Source organism: Pedobacter sp. PLR (genome assembly GCF_026239675.1).
Classification (GTDB): Bacteria; Bacteroidota; Bacteroidia; order Sphingobacteriales; family Sphingobacteriaceae; genus Pedobacter.
This window is the reverse complement of sequence record NZ_JAPIVQ010000009.1, coordinates 139,344-163,863: the sequence shown is the minus strand read 5'-3', so window position 1 is coordinate 163,863 and position 24,520 is coordinate 139,344. Positions and strand designations below refer to the sequence as shown.

Sequence of the window (24,520 nt, the reverse complement as noted above, 5' to 3'; positions counted from 1 at the left end):
GTGTGATAATTGCGCTGTGTCGAAAATCTTGTGTTTGCCAGAACAATTTTGCGGGTAAGGTGTTGGTTTGTACAAGAGCAAATGCTTTGCTTTAAACAGCGAAGGGAATGATTTCTAACAGCTGATAGCAATAATCCTTTAATTTAAAAACAATCAATTATGAAAACAAAATTAAGTATCATCCTTGTGCATGGTTTTTGGGGTGGGGCCGCGCATTGGAGTAAAGTTATTGTTGAGCTTGTAAACAAAGGGTATGAAGTGATTCGTGCTGTTGAAATGCCGCTCACGGCTCTGGCCGATGATGTGGAGCGTACCCGGAAGATGATTGCGCAGCAGGATGGTCCGGTCTTACTGGTTGGTCATTCTTACGGTGGTGCCGTGATTACGGAGGTTGGCAATCAACCGAATGTGATCGGTTTAGTATATATTGCTGCATTTGCACCGGATACAGGCGAAAGCCCTGGTGGAATTACTCAAAAGCACCTGCCAGTTGCAGCGCCAAACCTTACACCAGATAGTGATGGGTATTTGTGGGTTAAACCAGCGTTATATCATGAAAGTTTCTGTCAGGATTTGAGCCCAATGGAAGGACTGGTGTTGGGGATTATACAAAAGGCACCGCTGGCAAGTACTTTTGGCCAAAGCATAACTGACCCTGCCTGGAAATACAAGCCATCGTATTACCAAATCTCCAGTGAAGACAGGATGATTGCGCCTGAGAATCAAGAATGGATGTCGTCAAGAATTGGTGCAAAAAAGATAATTACCCTGGCAGCAAGCCATGCCTCATTAGCCTCTATGCCAGTAGAAGTAGCGGGCTTTATCGATGAAGCTGCAGTGGAGTTCAGTAAAGGTTAAATTTCGGTTGCGCTGTAATTAGTCAAAGAAACTGATGTAAAGTCCTGCAGTTCTTCTGGACTGCCTTCAAAAAGTGTCTGGCTTTTTGAAGGCATTTCATTTTGATTTGCAGGGTTTTATGTTTTGCGTGGTTACGGTAGACAGCTAATCCTACAGGCATCAAAGTCAATCTTTATTAGTTGTTTAGCAACTTTGTTGCATTTATCTTGTTTGTTATAGATTATTAATGCAACTTTGCTGCAGTTGTGAGAGGAAGCAGAAAACAAATACAGATAAAATTAAAGCAGGGAATTTCCTTTCTGCTGGTCTTGTTGTTTGTATTTATTTCTGCGGCTCAGGTTTTACATACGCATACGGCTCCTTATGGAACTCATCAGGAGCAACACGGGGAAGAGGAGCAATTACAGCTTTTAGATAAATGTTCGGTTTGCGACTATTACCTCCATATCCAGAGCAAGCAAATATTTTCAAATGATCTGTTCGTGCTGCCCCCGGTTTTTGCCCGGGTAGTTACCACGACAAGCTATATGCTGACCGGGTTTTCTAAAGTCACCATTCAGGGTTTTACCAATAAAGGGCCTCCCCATAGCCTTTAATTTCCCGGACGCCTTTTGAGCGGAACCGTTTTATCTAATTATTTCTTAACCAGGAGGATGAATTTCTGCGGCCTTTTAATTGGCGCGCAATGTTCTGCCCGTCCTTATTGTTTCCAGCATTTCCAGCCGAATGATGAAATTCTATACGCTATTTTTTTGCCTTTTATTTATTAACGGTCTTGTTTTCGGGCAGCGCAACCATCCTGTTCAGGATACTACAAAATTGTCTTTAAGAAAAGACACGGTTAAACAGCTTAAGGAGGTGGTGATTAAAGACCGGAGATCGCAACTGCGTAAAAAAGAGGAGTCTTTAAATGTAGAAATTGTTGGGTCTGATTTTATACAACGCAACCTGGGGGGAAGTTTAATGCAATCTCTGGAACGTTTGCCCGGTATTAAAACCATTGGGATTGGTTCGGGGCAGTCGAAACCGCTTATCCGTGGACTAGGATTTAACCGGGTATTGGTGGTTGATCAGGGACTGAAACATGAGGGGCAGCAATGGGGTGCTGATCATGGTCTGGAAATAGATCAGTTTGCTGCCGGCGAAGTAGAACTGATCAAAGGTGCAGCTTCATTTATGTATGGCCCGGACGCGATTGCCGGGGTGATCAATGTTAAACCTCAGCCAATACCAGCTGTAAATTCAATGGGAGGGTCGGTAAACCTGCTGGCCAAAAGCAACAATAATCTGTACGGTAGTTCTGTTAATTTTTACGGTCGGAAGGAACATTGGTTTTTTGATACGCGCTTAACTTATCAGAATTATGGAGATTATCGGGTACCTGCCGACACCATTTTTGTCTATGACTATGCCGTAAAACTGCATGATAGACAATTGCGCAATACGGCAGGAAGGGAAACAGCGATACATTTTAGCAGCGGTTATGTCGGGAAAGGTTTTAAATCTGTGTTTTACCTGAGTAATGTCTATAGCAAAAGTGGCTTTTTTGCTAATGCACATGGTTTGGAGCCTAGAAATGTGGATACAAAAATGCATGATGCCTCCAGCAGGGATATTTTGATGCCCGCTCAGGAAGTGAATCATTTCAAGCTCATCAATCGTACTGAATACCAGGTTAATACACATAAAATAGCGCTGGATCTGGGTTATCAACGCAACTTCCGGCAAGAGTTTAGCCAATATGTAAACCATGGCTATATGCCTCCTGTATATCCTGATACCCTGTCTGTAGCTCCAAACCTGGAGCGGGAGTTTGATAAACAGGTTTATAGTCTCCACCTCAGCGATCAATTCTTTGTTGGAAGACACCAGATCAGCGCAGGGCTCAATTCAGAATTCCAGCACAATAACATCAATGGCTGGACTTTTTTAGTGCCTTCTTTTAAGCAGGTGATGGCCGGGGTTTTTGCGTATGATAAATATCGGGTAAACGAAAATCTAATCTTGCATGGTGCTTTAAGGTATGATATAAGCCACATCCGCCTGGTTAAATACACCGATTGGTTTAATTCTGAGCGCGCTGTTGCTGGTAAGGTAGTTCAGGAAAAACTGGTTAGGTCGGAGGATTTGAGCAGGTCCTTTAATAGTCTGGTTTGGTCCGTCGGACTGAATTACAATCCCGGGCAGTTTTTATTGAAGGCCAATCTGGGGAAGAGTTTCCGGATGCCAATAGCAAAGGAGCTTGGCGCAAATGGGGTTAATTACCATTATTTCAGTTATGAAAAAGGAGATCCGGATCTTGATCCTGAGCAATCTTATCAGGCAGATTTGAGTCTGGGTTGGACGGCCGACAACTGGTCCGTTCTGGTCAGCCCATTTTACAATTATTTCCCGAATTACATCTACTTAAATCCTACCTCCGGACATGATTATTACCAGGGTGCCGGGAATCAGATTTTTCAGTATGCCCAAAGCAAAGTACTCCGGTATGGAGGAGAGGTAGAATTGAAAATTAAGCTGTTGAAAAGTCTGAGCACAGCATTCTTAGGAGAATATTTACAAGCAAAACAGCTTTCCGGCGATAAGAGAGGCTATACGCTTCCGTTTTCTCCTCCGGCTTCGGCCTTGTTCAACCTGACCTGGTCGCCGGCATTTACTGAGCGTTTTCAAAAGTCATGGTTTTCAATTGACTACCGGCTTACTGCAAAACAGGATAACATCGTGCCGCCAGAAAAGAAAACACCGGGCTACAGTTTGATAAATCTACAGGTAGGCACAGCAGTCTGTTTTCAAAAACAACCGGTGTTGATCAGCTTACAGGCACAAAACCTGATGAACACCCGCTACCTGAATCATACCAGTTTTTATCGGCTGATTGGTCTTCCGGAAGCGGGTCGTAATCTCATCATCTCTTTAAAAGTTCCTTTTAATATCCCATCAAATCATTAATAATTTAAATATATAAACACAAACAAAATGTTAAAAACAAACACACTATTAAGTATGAGAATTCCAAAAATCATGTCCATTCTGCTGATTTTTATGGCTGCTTTCTCTGCATGTAAAAAGGACGAGCAGGTGGTAGAACTCGCAGTGCCAAAGGCTGAAAACATAGAAATTGGTACAGCCAACAACAAGCAGGCGCTTAAGGGAAGAGATTTCCATTTTAATGCAGAGGTAACCGCAGCAAGCAAAATAAAGGCAGTTCAGCTGAGGATCTTGCAGAAAACCGGCGAAACGTATACCGCAACCTGGAAGCTGGAGTTCGACTGGAAAGAATACATTGGCGTTAAAAATACCAATGTGCATAAGCACTTTACCATGCCAGCAGAGGCGCCGGAGGGGAAATATGATTTCTTCTTTATAGTATTAGATGAAAATGGTACGAAGCTTGAAATTAAGGAAGAAATAACCATTACCGATCCTGCAAATATGCCGGTGGACCCTAAAATTGGTCGTGATATGATTTCGCGCAATGGTACACTGATTTACTACATGGAGACCTGGGTAGAAAAAGAATTGATCTTCAAAAAAGGGGATGAACTAACTGCTCATGCACAGGTTAGCGAGATTAAAGGTGACGGAATTCTATACACGTTACTGATTAAGAAAAGTGCTGATTATCACCCTGAATCTATTGATAATCTTGATTTAAATAAAGCAGTTGTGATTTCCAGGGTGGAACATAAGGACCTTCCGGCGGCTTCAAAAATCAGCACTTTAAAACAGGTGAATGGTGTGTATGGCGGTGAAAAGATTGTCATCGGAGCTGATCAAGATGGTAATGAGCCAACGCCAAACGCTATCAATGCTGGAAAAGCCTGGGAGTCTGGCAAGTATAATCTGGTTATAGTTTATAAAAATACGACCTATAATAGAACTGCTTATAAGGTTATACCGGTCACCTTAGATTATAAGTAAAATGAAGAACAAAAGTTTATTAGTCAGCTGTTTATTGCTGGCGGTTTTTTTTAGCAATTGTAGTAAGGATAAGGCAGAACCTATTGATACCATTTATCCGGAGATTAATATGGACTTTCCCGATGCATTTCCTAAGCAATGCAGTGTAGTCAAAAGAGGAGAGAAGTTCCTGTTTAAGGCTTTGCTGAGTGATAACGGACAATTGGGGTCGCTAAACGTTGATATTCATCATAATTTTGACCATCATACCCACAGTACTGAGTTGGTGGAGTGCGAGATGTCGCCAGTTAAACAAGCGGTAAAACCATTTTTGCTGATTAAGAATATCATTATTCCTGCCGGACTAAAATCATATCAGGTAAATGCAGAGATTGAGGTTCCTGTAGATGTTGATCCCGGGGATTATCATTTTATGATTAGGCTGACCGATAAGGAAGGCTGGCAAACGATAAAAGGTTTGAGTGTTAAAATTAATTAAAAGGAGCAAACAGCCCTTCAGGTATTCTGAAGGGCTGTTTGCTTGTAGTTCAAATCCAATTGCATTATCCACCCAAAACATAAAGACTTATATCGCCGTTGTAAAACTAATGACTCAGGAGTTAAAAAAGGGTTTTGTACAATGTACCCCCCCAAAAGCTTTGGTGTTAGATAGAATAGATACGGAAAAGGTTAACGCCAGCAAAAGAAGTTATGTAGCTGACGTTTTTTGTTTATCTTTAATAAGAATGAGTTATTAAGTATGTCAATGTTAGATAAAAAACGTCCGTTAATTAAACCCTGGGCTCTAAATCTATTAATTATTTTATCTTTAGCGGGCTGTGCTAATCCAAAAGATACTACTTCAAAGAAAGTACAGATTAGAAAAGTTGAAGCTAAGTATACCTTGTTTAGAGATGGGAAGCCTTATGATATAAAAGGTGCAGCTGGCATTAGCCATTTTAGTACCTTAAAAGAAATGGGTGGAAATACAATCCGGGTTTGGGATACGACCCGATTGGCTACTATTTTAGATAGTGCAAAAGCGAACCAGATAGCCGTAATCATTGGCCTGCCAATTTTCAATAGTGATTATAAATCTTTCTATGATGATGCTGCAAAAACTGAGGTACAGTACGAAAAATTTAAATCTATTGTTAACAAGTATAAAAACCATCCTTCAGTATTGATGTGGTGTGTTGGTAATGAACTCGATTTTCCTTTTAAACCATCTTACAATAACTTTTATAAAGCTTTTAATAAGCTCACTGAGATGATACATCAGGATGATCCCGATCATCCCATCACCACAACGGTTTTAAATTTCAATAAAAAGTACATTTTCAACCTGATCACTCGATGTAATATTGACCTGATCTCTTTTAATATTTTTGGTAGAATTACCTACCTGAGGGATGACCTTAAAAGCGTTTCCTGGTTTTGGAATGGACCATTTATGATTACAGAATGGGGCGTTGATGGTCCCTGGGAGGGAACAGCGCAAACGGCATGGGGTGCTTATATCGAGGATACCGGCAATAAAAAGGCAGAGCAGTATCAGGACCGTTATAAAGAACACATGCCAACAGAAAGCACTGGGTTTTTAGGCGCATTTGCCTTTTTCTGGGGCAATAAACAGGAGGGTACCCAGACCTGGTTTAGTATGTTCGATGAACAGGACGGGAAACCTCAGGTTGTTGATGCCATGAAGTATATCTGGACAGGTAAACACCTTGACTATCCTTTCCCCCGGGTAAAATACATGCTTTTAGATGGCAAGGGTGCAAAAGATAATATTCTTTTATCGCCGGGACAGTCCCTTTCTGCGAAGGTATTAATGTTAAATAAGGACAAAATTAAGTATGTAAAATGGGAGCTGTATCGGGAAGATTGGTATAAAAAAAACAACCTTCACAATGATAAAAAGCTACGGCCTATAGCTCAGGAAATTAAAACAGATCAATTTTTGGAAAACAATTTTGTTGTGCCTGAAGTAGAAGGACCCTATCGGGTTTTTGCTACAGTTTATGATTACAATGGTAACTTCGATACCTGTAATACACCTTTTTATGTTGTAACGGATAAATGAAAGTAGTTCAGGTTCCATCGCCCCCGACAAAGAAAGAGCGCTTTACGCTCAGATTGATGATTACCATCGGATTAATCTGTATTGGTTATTTTCTAAACAACATGATGAACCCGGCTATTGTCGGATCTCTACCACTGTACTGGATGTTGTTGACGACATTTATATTTATGAGTCTTAAAGCGGTTCATGAATGGATTCATTATTTTTTTATTACTATCCCTAAAACACCGGAGTCCACTAAGGTCTATACGGTTGATGTTTTTACTACATTTTGTGCTGGTGAGCCTTATGAAATGATTGAGGAAACGCTAATTGCTATTAAAGCGATTACCTATCCTCATGAAACCTATTTATGCGATGAGGCAAATGATCCCTACCTCAAGAATTTTTGTGAAGAACTAGGCGTTCACCATATTACGCGGACAAAGAAAATAAATGCAAAAGCTGGAAATATTAACAATGCTTTGAGTTTATCATCGGGAGAGCTTTGTTTGGTCTTAGACCCTGATCATGTCCCTCTGCCGAACTTTCTGGACCCTATCGTCACACACTTCAACAACCCTGAGGTTGGCTTCGTTCAAATTGTACAATCCTATTATAATAATGATGAAAATCTAATCGCTAAAGGCGCAGCGCAACAAACTTATCAGTTTTATGGACCGATGATGATGACGATGAACAAGTATGGAACTGTGCTTGCCATTGGCGCCAATTGTACGTTCAGACGTGCGGCTCTTGAATCCATTGGCGGTCATGCAGCGGGCCTCGCTGAAGATATGCATACGGCGATGCAACTTCATTCCAAAGGATGGAAGTCGGTATATGTGCCACTTGTGTTAGCCAGAGGCTTGGTTCCATCTACTTTATCCGCCTATTATAAGCAGCAGTTAAAATGGTCCAGAGGAGTTTTTGACCTGCTGGTTACGGCCTATCCAAAACTTTTTAAAGGATTTACCTGGCAGCAAAAGTTACATTATGCAGTCATCCCATTGCATTATTTCTCTGGAGTGATTTACTTAATCAACTTCCTCATACCCATTGTTTCTTTGTTTTTTGATGTGAGTCCGATTAAAATGAGCATTACTACTTTTGGAATTACGGTATTACCCCTGGTAACCATGACCCTTTTGATCCGTCACTTTGTGCAAAAATGGGTGATGGAAGATGAGGAGCGGGGCTTTCATGTGGTTGGTGGACTACTGATGATCGGTACCTGGTGGATCTTTATCCTGGGGTTGGTTTATACCATCATTGGAAAAAAAGTGCCTTATGTCCCAACACCAAAGGATGGTAATGAAGCTAATAACTGGCCATTAAATGTCCCGAATCTGGTGGTGCTTGCTTTGTCCCTGATTGCGATTGTTTATGGATTGTATTATGACTGGAATCCATACAATATTATTATGGCTGGTTTTGCAGGTTTGAACAGTTTGATTATGTGTTTTAACATCATCGCCAGCAGGCAGCAGCAATTTAGAGCATATAAGGCTGGCCATTCTTCTGTAAATGGGTTCATGGATAAGCTAAAGGAAGTGAAAATCAAATTTTGGTATTTGAGGAGACGCATCTATGCCGGAGTGAGAAGTACGGCTTTGATAATTACCATGATACTTTGTTTTTCAGTGCTTTATTTTGCCAATTCTGATGCTGAAACTAAAGAAGGTTTACCTGTTTTAAATCATAAGATGAATTATTTTCTAACCGGCGTATTTGCCCCGGAGAGTGGGAATGGAATTTCCACCTTAAAAAAGGTTAAGCAACTTCAACGGGCATTTAACACAAAATTCGACCTGGTGTCAATTTATATCCCATGGGGAGATGAATCGCAATGTTACCTTCCCCAAAGGACTGTTGATTCAATTTATAATAACGGTTCGATTCCTATGGTGACCTGGGAGCCCTGGCAAAATTTGTTCGCTAAAAATGAGATCAACGGGAAAGATAAAAAGGACCTTAAGGTCTTCAGGAGGGTCCTGAATGGTGATTATGATGGCTATCTTAAAAAGTTTTCGGATCAGATTAAAGCACTAAACAGACCCGTTTATCTACGCTTTGCCCATGAAATGGACAATCCATCTTATCCCTGGTCTCCATCAGGAGATAATACACCTGATGAGTATAGAACTGCATGGAAATATATACATCAGTATTTTTCAAAAAATGCCGTTTACAATGTGATTTGGGTTTGGAATCCATGGAAACCAGAAACCGTTGATGCTTATTTTCCTGGAATGCAATATGTAGATTGGATAGGGGTAACAAACCTGAATTATGGCAAGCCGTATTCCGCTTCGGGTTGGCAGTCGATGGAGGATTTATATAAGTATTTTCATCAAAATCCGATTTTCCGTTCCGGACTGCCGGTCATGTTGGCTGAAATGGGTTCACTGGTTTCTGCTGGCCGACAGCAGGAGTGGTTTCAGCAAGCTTTCAAATCAAAAAATAAGTATCCTGAAATCAAGGGCTTCCTGTTCTTTGATTCTGGTTATGATAAAAATGTACCGAAAGGCGGTTTGGAGATGGTATTGAACTGGAGGATACAGCAACCTGAGGAAATGAGGCGATTATTGAAAGAAAACCATAAAGGTCTGGATCACCCGGTTATTGCTAAAACACCGCTGTTATTAACAGGCACTTTCAGTAAGACGATAGCTGATTCCTCCCGGACAAAAGACCTGGATCTATTTGCAGCCATAAAAGGAGTAAACTATAACAGGGGACAAGATTGGAAAAAAAACTATCAAACGGTTACGATGCGTGATATGGTTGCTGATTTTGAGGAGATGAAACAGATTGGGGTAAATACCATTAAGCGGTATGGTCCGGATATTTACGATAGTAACCTATTGAGGCTCGCTAAGAAAACAGGGATGAATATCCATTATGGCTATTGGGTCTCTGATGAACTTAACTTTCAGTCTGACATTAAAGGACTCGATTTATTAAGTGATAAAATACTGGCCTCTGTAACTGATTTAAAAGATGAAGAAAGTATTAAATCCTGGAATATCGGAAATGCCGTGTTCCAGAAACTGGACCTTTATTACTATAAACCTGAACTAGTATATCAGCAGGATGCCTACCTGTTTTGGCTTAGAAAACTGATTGTCAATATCAAAAAAATAGATCCTAAAAGACCCGTTACCGTTGATATTGAAGTTTCAGAGAACACGAATTCAACAATAGAAAGATATAGTAAGGTGATCCCTGAAATTGACCTGTATGGACTTGTAGTTGGCCCTAAGGTGACAGAGCCTGTTTTAGTTAAGAATCTGGAAGTACCCTGGTTTTATAGTGAGATCCCGCTTCCGTCTTACAATAGCTTAAATGATACCAGGGTGGGGACATTTATAGCGAACTGGCAGGACGAGAGAAAAACGGATCGGGTAACGCTTGATGGAATAAAAGACACAGAGGGAAGAAAGAAACTTGCATTCAGTCAGCTTTTTTATGCCTGGAACAAGGGGCCTTTACCAGCAAATAAGCCATCTGTTAAGATCCTGAAACCAGCATTGGGGACTTTCCCCGGACATCAGCTTACTTATCATGTGATTGTTAAAAAGGATAACCAGTGGGTACTTGCGAGTGCTTTGCCACAAAACTTAACATTTGAATGGAAGTTGGCAAAATTAGATAGATTTAACAAACCAGTATCAATGTCTGAGGTTGGGAAGGGAGAAAGCGTTAAGGTAGTCATTCCTGAAAATCCTATGAATTACAGGCTGTATTTGTATGTGATCAAAGAGAATGTGATCTTAGATATTATAGAATCTAAGCTCAATACCCCATTGAAAGAGAAATGAGATATATGAAATTGTTTAAAAAAGACTTCCTGCTTGCCACTTTTTTTCTTGCCTCATGCTCTTTGTTCGCTCAAAAAAAAGATAGTAAACCGGCTGTAAAGCCTAATATTATTTTCATTATGGCAGATGACCATACCTCTCAATCCTGGGGGATTTATGGCGGTGTGTTGAAAGATTATGTAGTCAATAAAAACATAAAAAGGTTGGCGGCTGAGGGTGCCGTTTTAAACAATGCTTTTTGTACGAATGCTATATGTGTACCAAGTAGGGCGACGATCATGACCGGGCAGTATAGTCAGAAAAACAACGTTTATACGCTGGGCGATGCTTTAAATCCGGATCATCCAAATATTGCAAAGGTATTGCAGGGAAACGGTTATCAAACCGCATTAATTGGCAAGTGGCACTTAAAGAAGCAGCCAGCAGGCTTTGATCATTTCATGGTCATGGACGATCAGGGGGTGTATTTCAACCCTACATTTAAGACGGAAAAGGATTGGAAGGATGATGGGCAAAAGGCTGGTGTGGTGCATAAAGGATATAACACAGATCTGGTTACAGACTACTCCATCGATTGGTTGAAGCAAAGGGATAAAAATAAACCATTCTTTATGATGACTCATTTCAAAGCTACTCATGAGCCATGGGAATATCCGGAAAGGTACAACGATTTATATTCGGGGGTAACGATTCCTGAGCCGGTATCTATACTCGATTTTGGTCCGGAAACTAATGGCCGAAGCTTTAAAGGACAGGATTTAGAAGATCTGGAACGCCGTTGGGAACAATATCAGAAGAACCCTCAAGGGTATTGGACTACTTATCCTGGAATGCCCTTTACCATCAATGGTTTAGATAGCGTTCAGGCTCGTAAAAAAATCTATCAGAAGTTTGTTAAAGATTACCTGAGGTGTGCCGCTGCAATTGATGACAATATCGGTCGGCTGCTGGACTATCTGAAAAGTAATGGCTTAGCAGAAAATACGATTGTGATTTATACCTCAGATCAGGGTTACTTCCTGGGAGAACATGGTTTTTTTGATAAAAGAATGATGTATGAGGAATCATCAAGAATGCCTTTTGTGATCTGTTATCCTAAAGAAATTAAAGGGGGAACCCGTTTAAATGATATCGTTTTAAATATAGATTTTGCAGCGCTTTTCGCAGATTATGCAGGGATTAAAAAACCTGATTTCATACAGGGAGAGAGCTTTAGGGATAATTTAAAAGGTAGAAGCCCTAAATCCTGGCGCAAATCCATGTACTACCGTTATTGGGAGCATAGTAAAGACAGACCGGCTCATTTTGGGATCAGAGACCAACGTTATAAATTGATTTTTTACTACGGACAAGGCCTTGGAATGAAAGATGCTTCGAAAATAGCAACTGCACCTGCATGGGAGTTTTATGACCTTTTGAAAGATCCAAAGGAGTTACACAATGTGATTAATGATCCGGAGTATAAACAGCGGATCGCCGGTATGAAAGTTGAATTACTGAAGCAAAAGGAACAGAGTGGGGATGATGATTCCGGCAGACCTGAGATGAAGGCAATTATGGAAAGTTCAATTTGGTAAATTAACTATAAATGATGCAGGAATAATAGAAGAAGACTAGTAGACTTTTTTGAAGGTAAACACCTTCAGATTACCAGCTATATAATTTCCCACCCAGGCTTCGAGCTTATCTTCATTCTCATAAATAGCTATCCCAACAGGTTTGCCGGTACAGCTGAGCGTGTAAATCCGGGTAAAAGCCCTGGATGTTATCTTAAAAATGTCTACTGAATTTCCTCCGTAACAGGTGACAAAAAGAAATTTCTGATTTTCAGACAGTACTATGGTTCTGGGTTGTAAACCGGTTTTTGCGATAAATAAAATTTCACCTGTCCTGGCATCTATACAAGCGATTTTTGCGCTGGCATTAAAAGAAACAAATAAACGACTGTCGTTACCTGCTAAAATATGTCTTGGATTTGCCGGGACAATAAAAGATCTTTCCACTTTCCATGTCTTGTTGTTGATGACTATGATCTTATTCCCACCCATTATCGTGATGTAAGATCTATTGTTTTTGTCATCAATAGCAATGCCCCTTGGTGTAGATGGCATGTTAAAACTGGCTATTTTTTTTCCATATGGCGCCAGTGTATCATTTAGTTTCAATAACGAAATGGTGTTGGAACTCCAGTTGCTGACAAGTAAATTGTTCTGGTCAGCAGTTTTTGCAATTACTTTTGGTGTTTTTCCGGTTTTAATGAGCGGGAGTGAAATTGTGTCTTTACGTTGGTTAATCAGATCAATAACCACCGCTTTTGTATAGGAGAGGTTTTTATCCGTGTTACTCAACGGCAAAAAATCAGTGGAAATTGGCATGATGCCCCCCGCATTATGAAAGGAAACCCATAAAATTTTATGACTAAAGCAGCCTTCTACGGGCTTTTCTGCAAAAGAGGAAATGGTTCGATGTGTCCTGTAATCCAGGCCCTGAGCCTTCGTCTGCTGGAATATGATCTTTTTACTGATTGTTTTTTCTGATTGGCTGAATTCATAAATGCTGCCACCTTCCAGGTTGAGTGCATATAGTTTTGTTCCCTCCGGATTGAATAATACTGCTTTTACCCCAAAGGCAGAAGGCAGTATTTGTGACTTTTCAAGAATTAATCCTGAATAGGTTTCTTCTTCCCTGATGACATTTGATGATGAACTAAAACCAATCATCGATAAAATCCAAATTAAACTTTGATAGGGTTTCATTTATGGTATTTTAGGCGTTGGCCCTCAGGTCTATTGCTTTTCATGGTTGTTTTTATTGATTATTTGAGAAACAAATTGGACACGTAATTATCAGGATTTCTTTTTTGGGACTTTTGCTCCTGCTTTTCGAGCTTCAGATAGACCTATCGCTATTGCTTGTTTTCTGGAAGTAACTTTTCCCCCGCTTCCTGATCTTAATTTTCCCTCTTTCATTTCATGCACAGTGGCTTCTACTTTCTCTGAAGCTTTTTTTGAATACTTTGCCATATGTCATGGATTTAAATAATCAATTCTTACTGCTTTTTCAATAATGTTAGCTTACAATCTTAAACTATTATGCAGCTTTCTTAGTAATATCAGACTTCTAAGTGTGCAATAATTTCTGTGAAACAGAGGAGATCGATTTTTTAAAGTTCATATTTTTTTAGTTCTTTAAGAGAGATCGAGATCGGATTCGAACCGCGTAAGAGACTTTGCTGATCCCTGCCTAACCACTCAGCCACTCGACCTATAAGTAAATCAGATAAAATGTTCAACAATTTATCCGGGCAATGGTTTTATTTTTTTTTCATAAATTATCCTTTTTTTCCAGTTTTATGGAGTTTGTTCTTATCACAGCGTTTAATTTATCTTTTACGCGGGCGATCTGTATATGTTTTTTTGCCGAAATGGTATTTTTTTTTGATTCGAAACAATGTGTATATGAGACTGTTAATTATTGACTATATCCTTTTGACGTTTCTCTTTCTTAAGTTTAATTTTCATTAAATAACAACTAATATGGAAACTCAAAATCAAAATCCAGACGATCAAAATCCTGAGCAGGCAGTAGGTCCTGAATCACAAAATCAGTATGAGGATCAAGATAGGGATGACCTGACTTATGGCATAGATCCAGACAAAAGGGCTGAACAAAAGCCATTAGAGGAGAACAATTATAATAATCACCCTATACCTGAAGAGGTAAATGAGCGCGAAGATGATGATTTTGATGATGACAATCAGAATGATTTAGCTGAAAATGTTTCAGATGACGATGACGAAGATGACGAACCACTAAACTCGGACGGGCCAATTACTCCACAAGAGGAAATAGAAGACCTTGAGTTATTGGATGACGACGATGATGAGGACAACCTGGAAGATCTGTAAGTTCATTTCCAGGAACACCTCTCTGGAAGAAATCGGATTATCAACCTCAATTTCGAAGTATTATTTTACAAAAAATGATATACTATGGAAACAAACCAAGAAATCATCAACGACCTGAAAGGATTGGTGGACATTGTAAATGATGGAAAAGAAGGTTATGCTTCTGCCAGTGAGGTTACGGACAGCGGTGAGTTGAAAGCATTATTTCTAAAATATTCAGTTCAGCGGGGAGATTTCGCTATAGAACTCCTGGAACATATCGCTCAACATGGAGGGGATTCAGAAAATGATCAAGGTGGAATTTTAGGTGCTTTACATCGTACCTGGATCGACATCAAACAAGCGTTAAGTAGCAAAGACGATGCAGCTATTTTGGGAGCAATAGAGACCGGGGAAAAAGCAGCAATTGCGAAATATGATAAAGTGTTGGAAGATTATGGCTCTCATTTAGATCATATTGTATTATTGCAGCGCCAGCGCACAGGTATTCTGGAGGCATTAAGAGAGATTGAAAGCTATCGTTTAAGATTAGCCCGTTAAGATTTAGCAGATTACTTAGGTCTGCATTTGCAACATTTTCAGTGAGATTTACTTCATAATAAATTTTAATCATAAGGCGATGACAACTGATTCGATAAACCCCAATACTAAAATAGAAATTGATTATAACAAGTACGACCAGACTGTACAAAAGTTAAAGCCTACTATGTATTTGGTCGGCAGTACTTTCTGTTGTCTGTCGGGACCAGATCGCGAAACTGGTATTTTTGGGAGTGGAAATACGCTTGAGGAGGCAATTCAAGACTGGCGTCGTGCTCTTGAAGAACGGTTCAGACGTATAAACGGGGAGGGTGTATGATGAAAAAAGAGAAATGTTCTTCTGTTTCTTATATTGCCTTCCAGAAATTTTAAAGTGCAGGTCTAGAAATTTAACTCTGCCCCGGGCTCTTATGAAGTTGACTTGTTGTGTATTTTTTTATATGCATAATGGCCTTTAATAAAATGATTAAAGTATCTGCCTTTTGATCCTGCCATTTTAAACATAGTTACAATATTCAAAGGAACTGATGTGTAGGCATAAGTAAGACCTGATACAAATGTGATGTATAGAATGCACTTTTCAGCGTTGTAGTTGAAATGTTTTATGACCGTGGAAGGCATTTGTGTAGTTTCTGTTTTTATGAATCTGATTTATTTTATTCATCATCAGTTTTGTTATTTTAAAAGTGGTCTACTCATGAATGAAGATTTGCATTGGGGTTGCCTTTGAATAATCAGTAGATTCTATTTTATTTTCAATAAAATAAAGGACTTTTTTTTTGCTTACTATTTTAACAAGTGATAAACAGAAGTGTTTTATGGAGGTCGTTATTAAATAATACGACTTTAATCACTGGCTGACTTATTGTCTTGTGCGAAAAGGAAACTGTGTGTTGGAACATTAAATATGCACCCACAATTGCTCTTGCTAAAACGGCGCCTGGCATTATGGCTATGGACCAAATCAAAGCCTGTTTTTTGTGCCCATAGGTATAATAGTCTGCTTTAATATTCTGGAAAAAGATCATGAGCATGATTCTTGTTGCTTAAAACTGTTTTCTCTGGCATCCGTAAAAATAGCATTCTTAATTTTATGAAAAAGAAGAAGATAAAACAGTACCTGGAAAAAAGGATGACGGATATTGAAAAGTATGCTGCAATTATTCTATCTGTTGGAGACGAAGAAGCTATACACCAGTTACGAGTTGGAGTCAAGAAACTAAGAGCTTTTCTGCGTCTAGCCGGACAGGAGCCCTCAATAAAAAAAAAGCTGCAGGTCCATTCAAAATTAAAGAAGATCTATAAGTATGCAGGCAGAGTCCGGGATTTGCAAATCTATGATCACAACATCGTCCCGTTTTTTAATAAAGCAGAGCGCTATCCACGCAAAGTATTACCACAAATAGCAGGAGCGAAGTATAGCCTGTTTAAGGCTATAAGAAATTTTCATTTTCAAAAAAGTATAACACATCTAAAAAAGAAAGCACCTGATCGGATATCAAAAGAAACATTGGGAAAGTTTATTCACAAAAAAAACAAAACCATAGATAGATTGGTAACAACAAAAATCCAGGATGCTGAATTACATTCTTTAAAAAAACACTTGAAAGATGTAACGTATAGTCTGAAATCATTTCATGCTACTGTTCAAAACTATCTTCCCATCGCTGGTAAAGCGGATACCCATGAATTGGATAAGCTAAGTGATATGTTAGGTGAATACCTGGATTATGCTGTTGGTTTAACTTTATTGAATACCGCGCTATCAGGTAAGTTATCAAAGCACGACAAAGCCATATTGGAGCGGATAAAAAAAAGTTGGACAAATAAAAAAGCCCGGGCACGTCGCCGTGCTCTGGTTATGCTGCGTGTCAATAAAATTCCATTTTGACAACAGATCTTTTCCTTTTTACTCCTCCCATGCCTCTTTTTTACATTAAATCACAAAATTTCAGGGCTGAGGAGGCACTGAAGGAAGGGATTACTTATCAATGACCATAAGGAAATACATTTCAAATAATAATGATTTCCCATATTTTCACATCAAAGTATAGGCATGAAACATACCACAATCCTTTCTTTAAAAGGTACATTAATTTTACTGATTTTAACCGTTGTTTTTTCATTCTCAAGCCTTGCCCAAAACCATAAAAAGTACTGGCCTGATGGAAAGTCATTAAAGGAAACAGGGGAGCTGGTAAACGGGAATAAGCAAGGCAACTGGAAAACCTACCATCAAAATGGGCAACTTGAATCTGAAATCAATTACACCAAAGAGTCGGGGAAAACAGGCAATTTCGCGAAGACGGCACGGTATACAGCTCAGGCAAATTGAATAAGATGAGTAAAAGGACTGGAGAGTGGACCTTTTATTACACCGGGGATCTTATAGCAGCTAAAGGGAACTACGACGATGATGGCTGGCCTATCTCAAACACCTGGAAAACTTATGATGCTGAGGGAAATATTAACATTATGGCTGAGGTTTTACAGAAATGCAAATTTTATAGATGAACCAGTACTTGTTAGTACTGGACTTTGTTTAAGATAAGAGTCTTAAAGCCATCAGCCCTAATAAAAAACCTTCGTATAATTTAACAATTGATTCCTCTGAAGGTTTTTTTTATGTAAAAACCAGATGTTAATTTCATTTACTAAAATGCTAATTTTTGTACCTGGTGATACCCTATCTTTCACAGATTAAGAATTTTTAAAATGAATAAACTGATAGTAGCTATTCTCTTCATTGCACAACTAATTACCTATAACACTTTTGCTATTCCGCTTAGTTCAAGTACTACTATTGGTTATGGCATTAAGAATATACACATTGCTCAAATCAACACCAATCAAATTGTGTTGGTTACAGGAAGCACGTATCACTTTACGGTAGATACACCAGAGGATAAAGGTTTGGTTGCTACACAAGCAACAGTTAGTGAACTGATCAGTGAAATTAAATCGGCTGATGGTTCAAGGCAGCATTATCAGGTTATATCTAAGGATGGAACTGTTAAAAGTGCTGGTCTTGTGCAGGAAGGAGATGTATTAAAGGTTACGGCACAAGATGGAAACACCACAAAAAAGTATTCAATTTTACTAAGAGCAGGGGCTTTAGGTGGAAAGTTGAGCTTAACGCAATCTCAAATTACTCAACAGACTACTAAAACCATCACCATTTCCTACACAGCGGGAATAAGAAGTCCAGATGCAACTGTTCAATTGTTTTTACCGAAAGGAATTGAGCCTGCATTAGAAAACACAAGTATTAACGTGATAGGCAGAGGTTTTGTAAAGCTAAGCGAATTGTCAAGTCAGTCAATTGGTAGGGTGGGCTCACGTTATTCATATACAAAGGTTGGAAATGTAGTTCTTTCTAAATCTGCAGATGGCACAGCGCTGATCACTCTTAAACATTTAGATTTTAGACCTGCAAACGGAGCCGACTTAATTATCAACATAAATGGAGTAAGGTTAAAAGATAGTGGGAACCTTACTTTTAAAGCTATTTACACAACCGCTCAACCAAATGTTTTAAGTAGCGCTGGAACAGGAAATGAAACAGCGGTTTTAAAAGTAACCAAAACCATTGCAGATTTTGAACGTGTGGTTAATCGTAGCTTAGCCTATCAAGAATCTCAACAAACATATACTTCAACAAGCTTTAAATGGTCGTTAATTAGCGATACTAAAAACATACAATTACAATCATCTATAAATGAAGGCAAAACCTGGTCTACTATTGCTGCAGTTATCGATGCTAAAAAGGGAACGGCAAAAGTGATTAACCTAAAGCCTGATCTACTGTATAGTTTTAGGTTATTGGTAAAAGATGGCGAGCACCAAGGGTTTTCTAATCAGGCTCAATTTTATACCGGAAAATTAGCTATTAAAAAGTTTGGGGTCAATGCAGATGATCAATTAGATGATACTCAAAAAATTGATGAAGCAATAGCTTATTTGAATAAGATTGGGGGAGGCACGCTGTGGTTTAGCAAAGGAACATATTTAGTTAAAACGGTTCATTTGCAAAGCAATGTTTACTTGTTTATAGATAAGGAAGCTACCATAAAAGCTGTAAAAGGGGCTGATGCACCTGAAACTACTTGGTTTAGTGATAAAAAATATCGCTCAGGCTTATCCCCAACTGCCATTGGCCCTTATGCCGATCCAGAAAATTACCTGACTAAACAAGATGTAGGTCATCATTATTTTAGAAACACTATGTTTTTTGGCGAACGCCTGGATAATATTAAAATTATTGGAAATGGTAGAATTACAGGTGATGGCAATTTAGTAAATGGCGACAATGTAATGAACAATGCAGCCGATAATAGAGCCGATAAAATGTTTACATTAAAACTTTGCACCAATATAGAAATAGGAGGTCTGGCTAAAGCTAACGACCTATGGTATGATCCAATTAAAGATGAACCTTATTATATCGCTAAGGATGGTACAAAGGATTTTAACGTAGAAAACATGCTGAATATTGATAGGGCAGGGCATTTTGCGTTGTTGGCAACTGGTTCTGATTCAATCAATGTTCACAATACCTATTTTGGAAAAAACAGCACTTCCAATGTTCGTGATATTTACGATTTTATGGCCTGCAATGAAGTTACTGTTACCAATATTTATTGTAAGGTAAGCTCTGATGATATTGTTAAACCAGGTTCAGATTGTTCATTGGGTTTTACAAGACCTGCACATAATTATAAAGTGCGCAACATTATAGGCGATACCAATTGTAATTTATTTCAAATTGGGTCAGAAACTGCTGATGATATCATGGATATCTGTGTAGACAATATTTATGTTCTGGGAGCAAATAAAGCAGGTTTCTCTATCTCGACCAATGATGGAGCGCACATTAAAAATATCCATCTTAATTGTGGGCACACCGGATCTCTTCACTCCAGGTCTAAAATGTTTCGTTCTACAACACCATTTTTTATCTCTATCTCTAACCGGGGTCGGATTTTAGGTGCCGAAGTAGGTAAATATGCCTTTACTGATAATGGAGTAAAACATGATGAACTGCTGGTTAAGAATGTGAACATTGGCTTGGTAGAAAATATTATAATTAACGGAGTTGATATAGCGGAGGTTTATGGTGGAAGTTCTTATGGCGACGCAAATATCCGTTGGAAGCCTTATGATGGTAAACAACGTAAAGCTAGTCCGATCATAGCGGGTTATAAGCTGCCTGATAGTTCAGAAGTAGTAGGCGGACTAGATTTTAAACTCCCTAATGGTAAACATACGGGTTATATCAAAAATGTATCCTTTACAGATGTACACGTTTTAGTGAAAGGGGGAAATGTAGTTGCTGATACTTTACAAGTATCTCCAGAATTGGGTGTTGGGCAGTATAATGTCTCTAATTTAAAAGTGCAGCCTTCTTATGGTTTATGGGCCAGGCATGTAATGGGCTTAACGGTTAAAAAAAGCTTATTTAATTACGAGAAAAGGGACAGTCGTTATGTGATGTTTTTAGATGATGTAATTGGTGCAGAGCTTTCGGAATTGAAAATGGTAAAACCGATGGATAACCCTACGGTGATTGGTTTAAAAAATGCATCTCAAATTAAAATAGATAAAATATTTTACGATGATGATGTGCAGGGTAAAAATCCTAAAGCATTATTAAAACTCAATTAATTTTATTTATTGCCTCAAGCATTTGAAACATTTTTAAATGAATAATACATATGATATATAAACCACTTGCCAAACAGCCACACTTTATGGTTATGGTAGGGTACTTAAATCCAATTTCAATTAGAGGTACATTAAAAAGTTCAGATCGCACTTTTTGATGCCAATATTGTTGAATAAAAGGACAATTCAATTGGGTAAAACTTAACTAATTATCACGTAGTTGCATTATCAAATATAAACGACCAATCGGTTTAATACTTTTCTTTTAAAGGTAAATTGTATGAAAAAATTAAGTACATTATTGTTTTTTCTATTCATTCTGAGCCATGCAAAGGCAGTAGATTTTGACATCACTAAATATGGGGCAATTGGTGATGGGACTACTTTAAATTCGCAAGCTATCCAAAAAGCTATTGATGCTTGTCATAAAAATGGAGGTGGTAGGGTAATCATCCCTGCGGGTAAATTTTTATCAGGTACCATAGCCATGAAAGATAATGTTATCCTCTATTTACAGAAAGATGCAGTTTTATTGGGTAGTATAGATTTAAAAGATTATCAAAATTTAGATCCATTTACTGAAGGTTTAGGGATAGATGTTGGTTGGGCCTTACTCGTTGCTGTTGATGCAAAAAATATAGGCATTGAAGGTAAAGGGACAATAGACGGACAAGGTTCTGCAATAAAAGCAAAACACATATTAACAGATACTCGCCCGGAAGGACAAAGATGGGGATTAAGACCATTTTTAGTACGAATTGTAAGGTGTACTGGTGTAACTGTAAAAGGAGTGACTTTAAAATATGCAGGTGCCTGGACCTCACATTATTTTCAAAGTAAACAGATTGTAATTGAAAATGTAAAAATTCAAAGCGTAGGCGTTGCACATAATGATGGGATTGGAATTGACGGATGCCAACAAGTACGCATTAAAGATTGTGATGTGGTAAGTGGAGATGATGCATTGGTATTTAAAACTACATCAAGTAAAATGGCTTGTAAAGATATTGAAGTGTCTGGTTTAAGGTTAAAAAGTAGTCAAGCCGGTATAAAGATGGGTACAGAATCTATGGCACCCTTTGAAAATATTAAGATTACCAATTGCCATATTTATGATACCAAAAACGGAGGTATTAAATTGTTAACCGTTGATGGTGCTTACCTCAGAAATATACTTATTTCAGATATAACAATGGATGAAGTACGTACGCCTATGTTGTTTAGGTTAGGTTCAAGATTAAGTGTTTTTCGTAAGGATACAGAAACCAAACAAGCCACAGGAACTTTTGAAAATGTAGTGATTAGAAACGTGAAAGCCAAAGCCGCTGATGCAGCACAATTAACCCCACCATCTGGTGTGTTAATTACAGGTGTACCTGGCCATGATATTACCAATTTAACCTTAGAAAATATAGAAATTACCCTTGCTGGCGGAGGTAATATAGAAGACGCACGTGTGGTAGTTCCTGAAGCAATAGATCAATATCCAGAAATTAAAACCTTTGGTCCAAAAATACCAGCTTATGGAGTTTGGGCTCGTCATGTAAAAGGCCTTAAATTGATTAATGTGAAATTTAATTTAGGCAGTAATGATGTACGCCCTGCTTTAGTTTGTGAAGATGGTAAAGATATTACCATTAGCAATTGGAATTTGCCAGAAACAAAAGGTGCTGAAGCAATTATCCGCCTGGAAAATGTAATTGGAGCTAATGTTAATGCTATCGCTGTAAAGGCTGAGGCACAAGCTTTAGTAAGAGTTGAAGGTGCCAATAGTAAAAGTATTATTGTTGACAAGAATAATGCTCCTTCAATTAAAAAACAACTAGCGTTTGCAAGTGACGCTAAATCAAATTAATAAGTAGTTCTAATGACACTTTAAGATAAAATAAAAGGAGTAGAAAACGTTAGTTTTTCTACTCCTTTTATGACCTCTAAAACCTAAAGGGCTTTTTCAGTGACCTCCTTTCCGGGGCAGCCTTTTTTAGTTATTTCCGAGATTTATTTAGTCTTCGAAGCCCTGATCACTTTAACTTGAGCAGGACTAATTAAACTGGCCTTATTCCCGAAATTGTTACGGATATAACTTAAAACATCTGCTACTTCCTGATCGCTTAGGTGGCTTAGTCCAGGCATAGGGTTTGCGTAAGTTTCGCCATCAATTTCAATTTCTTTATCCAGGCCTTTTAATATTATATTGATCAATCTTTTTTGGTCGCCTAAAACATAATCGGTTTTAATTAATGGTGGGTTTAAACCCATTACTCCGCCACCATCAGCCTGATGGCAAACTACACAATGTTTGGCATACAATATTTTTCCTTTTGCCAATTGGTTTGTAGGGGTTTTAGCTACTATATTCTTTTTTTTGATTTGTGCATTTGAATTTGATAAAAATCCAATTATTAAAATGGCAGCACATATTATTTTCTTCATTTAATTTATTTATTAATATTATATCCAATTCTATAAACAGTTCCTTTAACATCATCTGTAACATATAATGAGCCATCTGGTCCTTGGGCTAAACCACAAGGTCTATGTAATGCCTCTCTTGGCACCATTACCTCATTTAAACCAGAGAAACCATCAGCAAATACTTCCCATTCGCCAGCTGGTTTTCCATCTTTAAATGGAACAAAAGCAACAAAATAACCAGCCTGTTTTTCTGGTGCTCTATTCCATGAGCCATGAAAAGCAACAAATGCACCTTGTTTATATCTTTCAGGAAACATATTACCTGTATAAAATAATAAGGCATTTGGTGCCATGTGTGCTGGAAATGCCACTATAGGATTGATAAATTCTTTACTGCCTTCTTTTTTTCCATCTCCGCCATATTCTGGGGCAAGGATATTTTTATTCTGATAAGTATCATAATAAACATACGGCCAACCTGCATTATCTCCTTTTTTAATCATATACATAGCTTCAGCCGGAATTTCGGCAGATTGTTTTGTGTTAAAAAGCTTGGGCCATGAAGAGTTTAAATTGTCTCGACCATGTTGCATTACATAAAGTGTATTATTTTGTGTATTCCAATCTAAGCCCATTACGTTTCTAATTCCTGTAGCATATCTTAAGCCGTCAGCATAAGATTGATTTAGCTTATTAGCCTTAAATTGCCATATTCCGCCGGCCGAATCTAAAATGGGACAACCAACTTTGCCTTTAGACTCCAATCCTCTATCATTTTCTTGACAAGAATTAGTAGGGGCACCAATGTTTACATAGATGTTATCTTCATGATCTAATAAAATAGATTTGGTTTGATGTTGCCTGCCAGCTAATAATCCAGTAATGATTTTCTCTGGGTTTGCAGGATCAATTACTTGTTCGTTTTCATCTAATTTATAACGAAATACTTCTTTATCGGATGAGGCATATAGATAGCCATTCTTAATGGTAATACCTGTTCCACCGTAATTGCAAAAAGCAGTCTGAACTTCATATTTTCCATCTTTATCCTTATCCTGAAGAAACAAAATACCTTTTCCATCTACTACTTTCATTAGTTTAATATATATGCTACCATCTTTGGTAATCACTATATGGCGTGCTTTACCCAAATTGTCTGCAACTTTATTTGCTCCAAAACCAACTGGCAACTTTAGTCCAGCGTTATCGGCATCGGGTTTAAATGGAGTAACATCATTCTTATGTTTGTTCATAAAGGAGAATGAAATGCCTACAATTACAAGGCAGCCAATAAACAGTGGTATAATTGTTTTTTTTCTCATTTTGTTGTTGAATTATGTTTGAAG

General features: G+C 38.3%; 20 protein-coding genes and 1 tRNA gene. 15 read left to right on the top strand and 6 right to left on the bottom strand.

The genetic code is table 11. The features are described from left to right. Nucleotides 1-159: 159 nt before the first annotated feature. The 8 genes from OQX61_RS21125 (at nucleotide 160) to OQX61_RS21090 (ending at nucleotide 12,224) form a co-directional block, all read left to right on the top strand. Complete coding sequence (locus OQX61_RS21125; RefSeq protein WP_265843802.1) at nucleotides 160-858, top strand: alpha/beta hydrolase; 699 nt, start codon at nucleotides 160-162, stop codon at nucleotides 856-858. 245 nt (nucleotides 859-1,103) lie between these two features. After that, nucleotides 1,104-1,454, top strand: coding sequence for a hypothetical protein (locus OQX61_RS21120; RefSeq protein ID WP_265843801.1), 351 nt, complete (start codon nucleotides 1,104-1,106; stop codon nucleotides 1,452-1,454). Between the two features lie 130 nt (nucleotides 1,455-1,584). Then, nucleotides 1,585-3,807: a TonB-dependent receptor gene (locus tag OQX61_RS21115; RefSeq protein WP_265843800.1), complete on the top strand. Its 2,223-nt coding sequence runs from the start codon at nucleotides 1,585-1,587 to the stop codon at nucleotides 3,805-3,807. A 54-nt stretch (nucleotides 3,808-3,861) separates the two neighbouring features. Beyond that, complete coding sequence (locus tag OQX61_RS21110) at nucleotides 3,862-4,779, top strand: DUF4625 domain-containing protein (protein ID WP_265843799.1); 918 nt, start codon at nucleotides 3,862-3,864, stop codon at nucleotides 4,777-4,779. 1 nt (nucleotide 4,780) lies between these two features. Next, entirely contained in the window at nucleotides 4,781-5,257 is a 477-nt protein-coding gene (locus OQX61_RS21105) for a DUF4625 domain-containing protein (RefSeq protein ID WP_265843797.1), read from the top strand. A gap of 267 nt (nucleotides 5,258-5,524) precedes the next feature. After that, on the top strand, nucleotides 5,525-6,844 hold the full coding sequence (locus tag OQX61_RS21100) for a glycoside hydrolase family 2 TIM barrel-domain containing protein (RefSeq protein WP_265843796.1): 1,320 nt from the start codon (nucleotides 5,525-5,527) through the stop codon (nucleotides 6,842-6,844). Beyond that, a complete protein-coding gene (locus OQX61_RS21095; RefSeq protein ID WP_265843795.1) occupies nucleotides 6,841-10,647 on the top strand; it encodes a glycosyltransferase family 2 protein in 3,807 nt (1,268 codons plus the stop codon). Before OQX61_RS21100 ends, OQX61_RS21095 begins: the two co-directional genes overlap by 4 nt. A 5-nt stretch (nucleotides 10,648-10,652) precedes the next feature. Continuing rightward, nucleotides 10,653-12,224 carry a sulfatase gene (locus OQX61_RS21090; RefSeq protein ID WP_265843794.1) on the top strand — a complete coding sequence of 524 codons (1,572 nt, stop codon included), beginning with the start codon at nucleotides 10,653-10,655 and terminating at the stop codon, nucleotides 12,222-12,224. A 36-nt stretch (nucleotides 12,225-12,260) separates the two neighbouring features. On the opposite strand, the gene OQX61_RS21085 is transcribed toward OQX61_RS21090, so the two are convergent. From OQX61_RS21085 to OQX61_RS21075, 3 genes are all read right to left on the bottom strand, one after another. Next, nucleotides 12,261-13,403 (bottom strand): YncE family protein, encoded by a 1,143-nt coding sequence (locus OQX61_RS21085; protein ID WP_265843793.1) that lies wholly within the window; start codon nucleotides 13,401-13,403, stop codon nucleotides 12,261-12,263. Between the two features lie 90 nt (nucleotides 13,404-13,493). Next, nucleotides 13,494-13,670 carry a DUF6496 domain-containing protein gene (locus OQX61_RS21080; RefSeq protein ID WP_265843792.1) on the bottom strand — a complete coding sequence of 59 codons (177 nt, stop codon included), beginning with the start codon at nucleotides 13,668-13,670 and terminating at the stop codon, nucleotides 13,494-13,496. A gap of 172 nt (nucleotides 13,671-13,842) precedes the next feature. Beyond that, nucleotides 13,843-13,912, bottom strand: a tRNA-Cys gene (locus OQX61_RS21075). A gap of 271 nt (nucleotides 13,913-14,183) precedes the next feature. Between OQX61_RS21075 and OQX61_RS21070 the strand changes: the two genes are divergently transcribed. Continuing rightward, complete coding sequence (locus tag OQX61_RS21070; RefSeq protein WP_265843791.1) at nucleotides 14,184-14,555, top strand: hypothetical protein; 372 nt, start codon at nucleotides 14,184-14,186, stop codon at nucleotides 14,553-14,555. Between the two features lie 84 nt (nucleotides 14,556-14,639). Continuing rightward, on the top strand, nucleotides 14,640-15,095 hold the full coding sequence (locus tag OQX61_RS21065; RefSeq protein ID WP_265843790.1) for a PA2169 family four-helix-bundle protein: 456 nt from the start codon (nucleotides 14,640-14,642) through the stop codon (nucleotides 15,093-15,095). Nucleotides 15,096-15,503: 408 nt separating this feature from the next. On the opposite strand, the gene OQX61_RS24360 is transcribed toward OQX61_RS21065, so the two are convergent. Then, entirely contained in the window at nucleotides 15,504-15,716 is a 213-nt protein-coding gene (locus tag OQX61_RS24360) for a KTSC domain-containing protein (RefSeq protein ID WP_265843789.1), read from the bottom strand. Between the two features lie 472 nt (nucleotides 15,717-16,188). On the opposite strand from OQX61_RS24360, the gene OQX61_RS21055 reads away from it, so the two are divergent. The 5 genes from OQX61_RS21055 (at nucleotide 16,189) to OQX61_RS21035 (ending at nucleotide 22,614) form a co-directional block, all read left to right on the top strand. Then, on the top strand, nucleotides 16,189-16,986 hold the full coding sequence (locus tag OQX61_RS21055) for a CHAD domain-containing protein (RefSeq protein ID WP_265843788.1): 798 nt from the start codon (nucleotides 16,189-16,191) through the stop codon (nucleotides 16,984-16,986). Nucleotides 16,987-17,151: 165 nt separating this feature from the next. Beyond that, complete coding sequence (locus tag OQX61_RS21050) at nucleotides 17,152-17,430, top strand: hypothetical protein (RefSeq protein WP_265843787.1); 279 nt, start codon at nucleotides 17,152-17,154, stop codon at nucleotides 17,428-17,430. A gap of 5 nt (nucleotides 17,431-17,435) precedes the next feature. Next, nucleotides 17,436-17,609, top strand: coding sequence for a hypothetical protein (locus tag OQX61_RS21045; RefSeq protein ID WP_265843786.1), 174 nt, complete (start codon nucleotides 17,436-17,438; stop codon nucleotides 17,607-17,609). A 201-nt stretch (nucleotides 17,610-17,810) separates the two neighbouring features. Next, nucleotides 17,811-20,759 (top strand): glycosyl hydrolase family 28-related protein, encoded by a 2,949-nt coding sequence (locus OQX61_RS21040; RefSeq protein WP_265843785.1) that lies wholly within the window; start codon nucleotides 17,811-17,813, stop codon nucleotides 20,757-20,759. 280 nt (nucleotides 20,760-21,039) lie between these two features. Further along, on the top strand, nucleotides 21,040-22,614 hold the full coding sequence (locus tag OQX61_RS21035; protein WP_265843784.1) for a glycosyl hydrolase family 28 protein: 1,575 nt from the start codon (nucleotides 21,040-21,042) through the stop codon (nucleotides 22,612-22,614). 143 nt (nucleotides 22,615-22,757) lie between these two features. Here the strand turns inward: OQX61_RS21035 and OQX61_RS21030 are convergent, their stop codons facing one another. After that, entirely contained in the window at nucleotides 22,758-23,192 is a 435-nt protein-coding gene (locus OQX61_RS21030) for a cytochrome c (RefSeq protein WP_265843783.1), read from the bottom strand. Nucleotides 23,193-23,197: 5 nt separating this feature from the next. Beyond that, nucleotides 23,198-24,496 (bottom strand): PQQ-dependent sugar dehydrogenase, encoded by a 1,299-nt coding sequence (locus OQX61_RS21025; protein WP_265843782.1) that lies wholly within the window; start codon nucleotides 24,494-24,496, stop codon nucleotides 23,198-23,200. Nucleotides 24,497-24,520 lie beyond the last annotated feature (24 nt).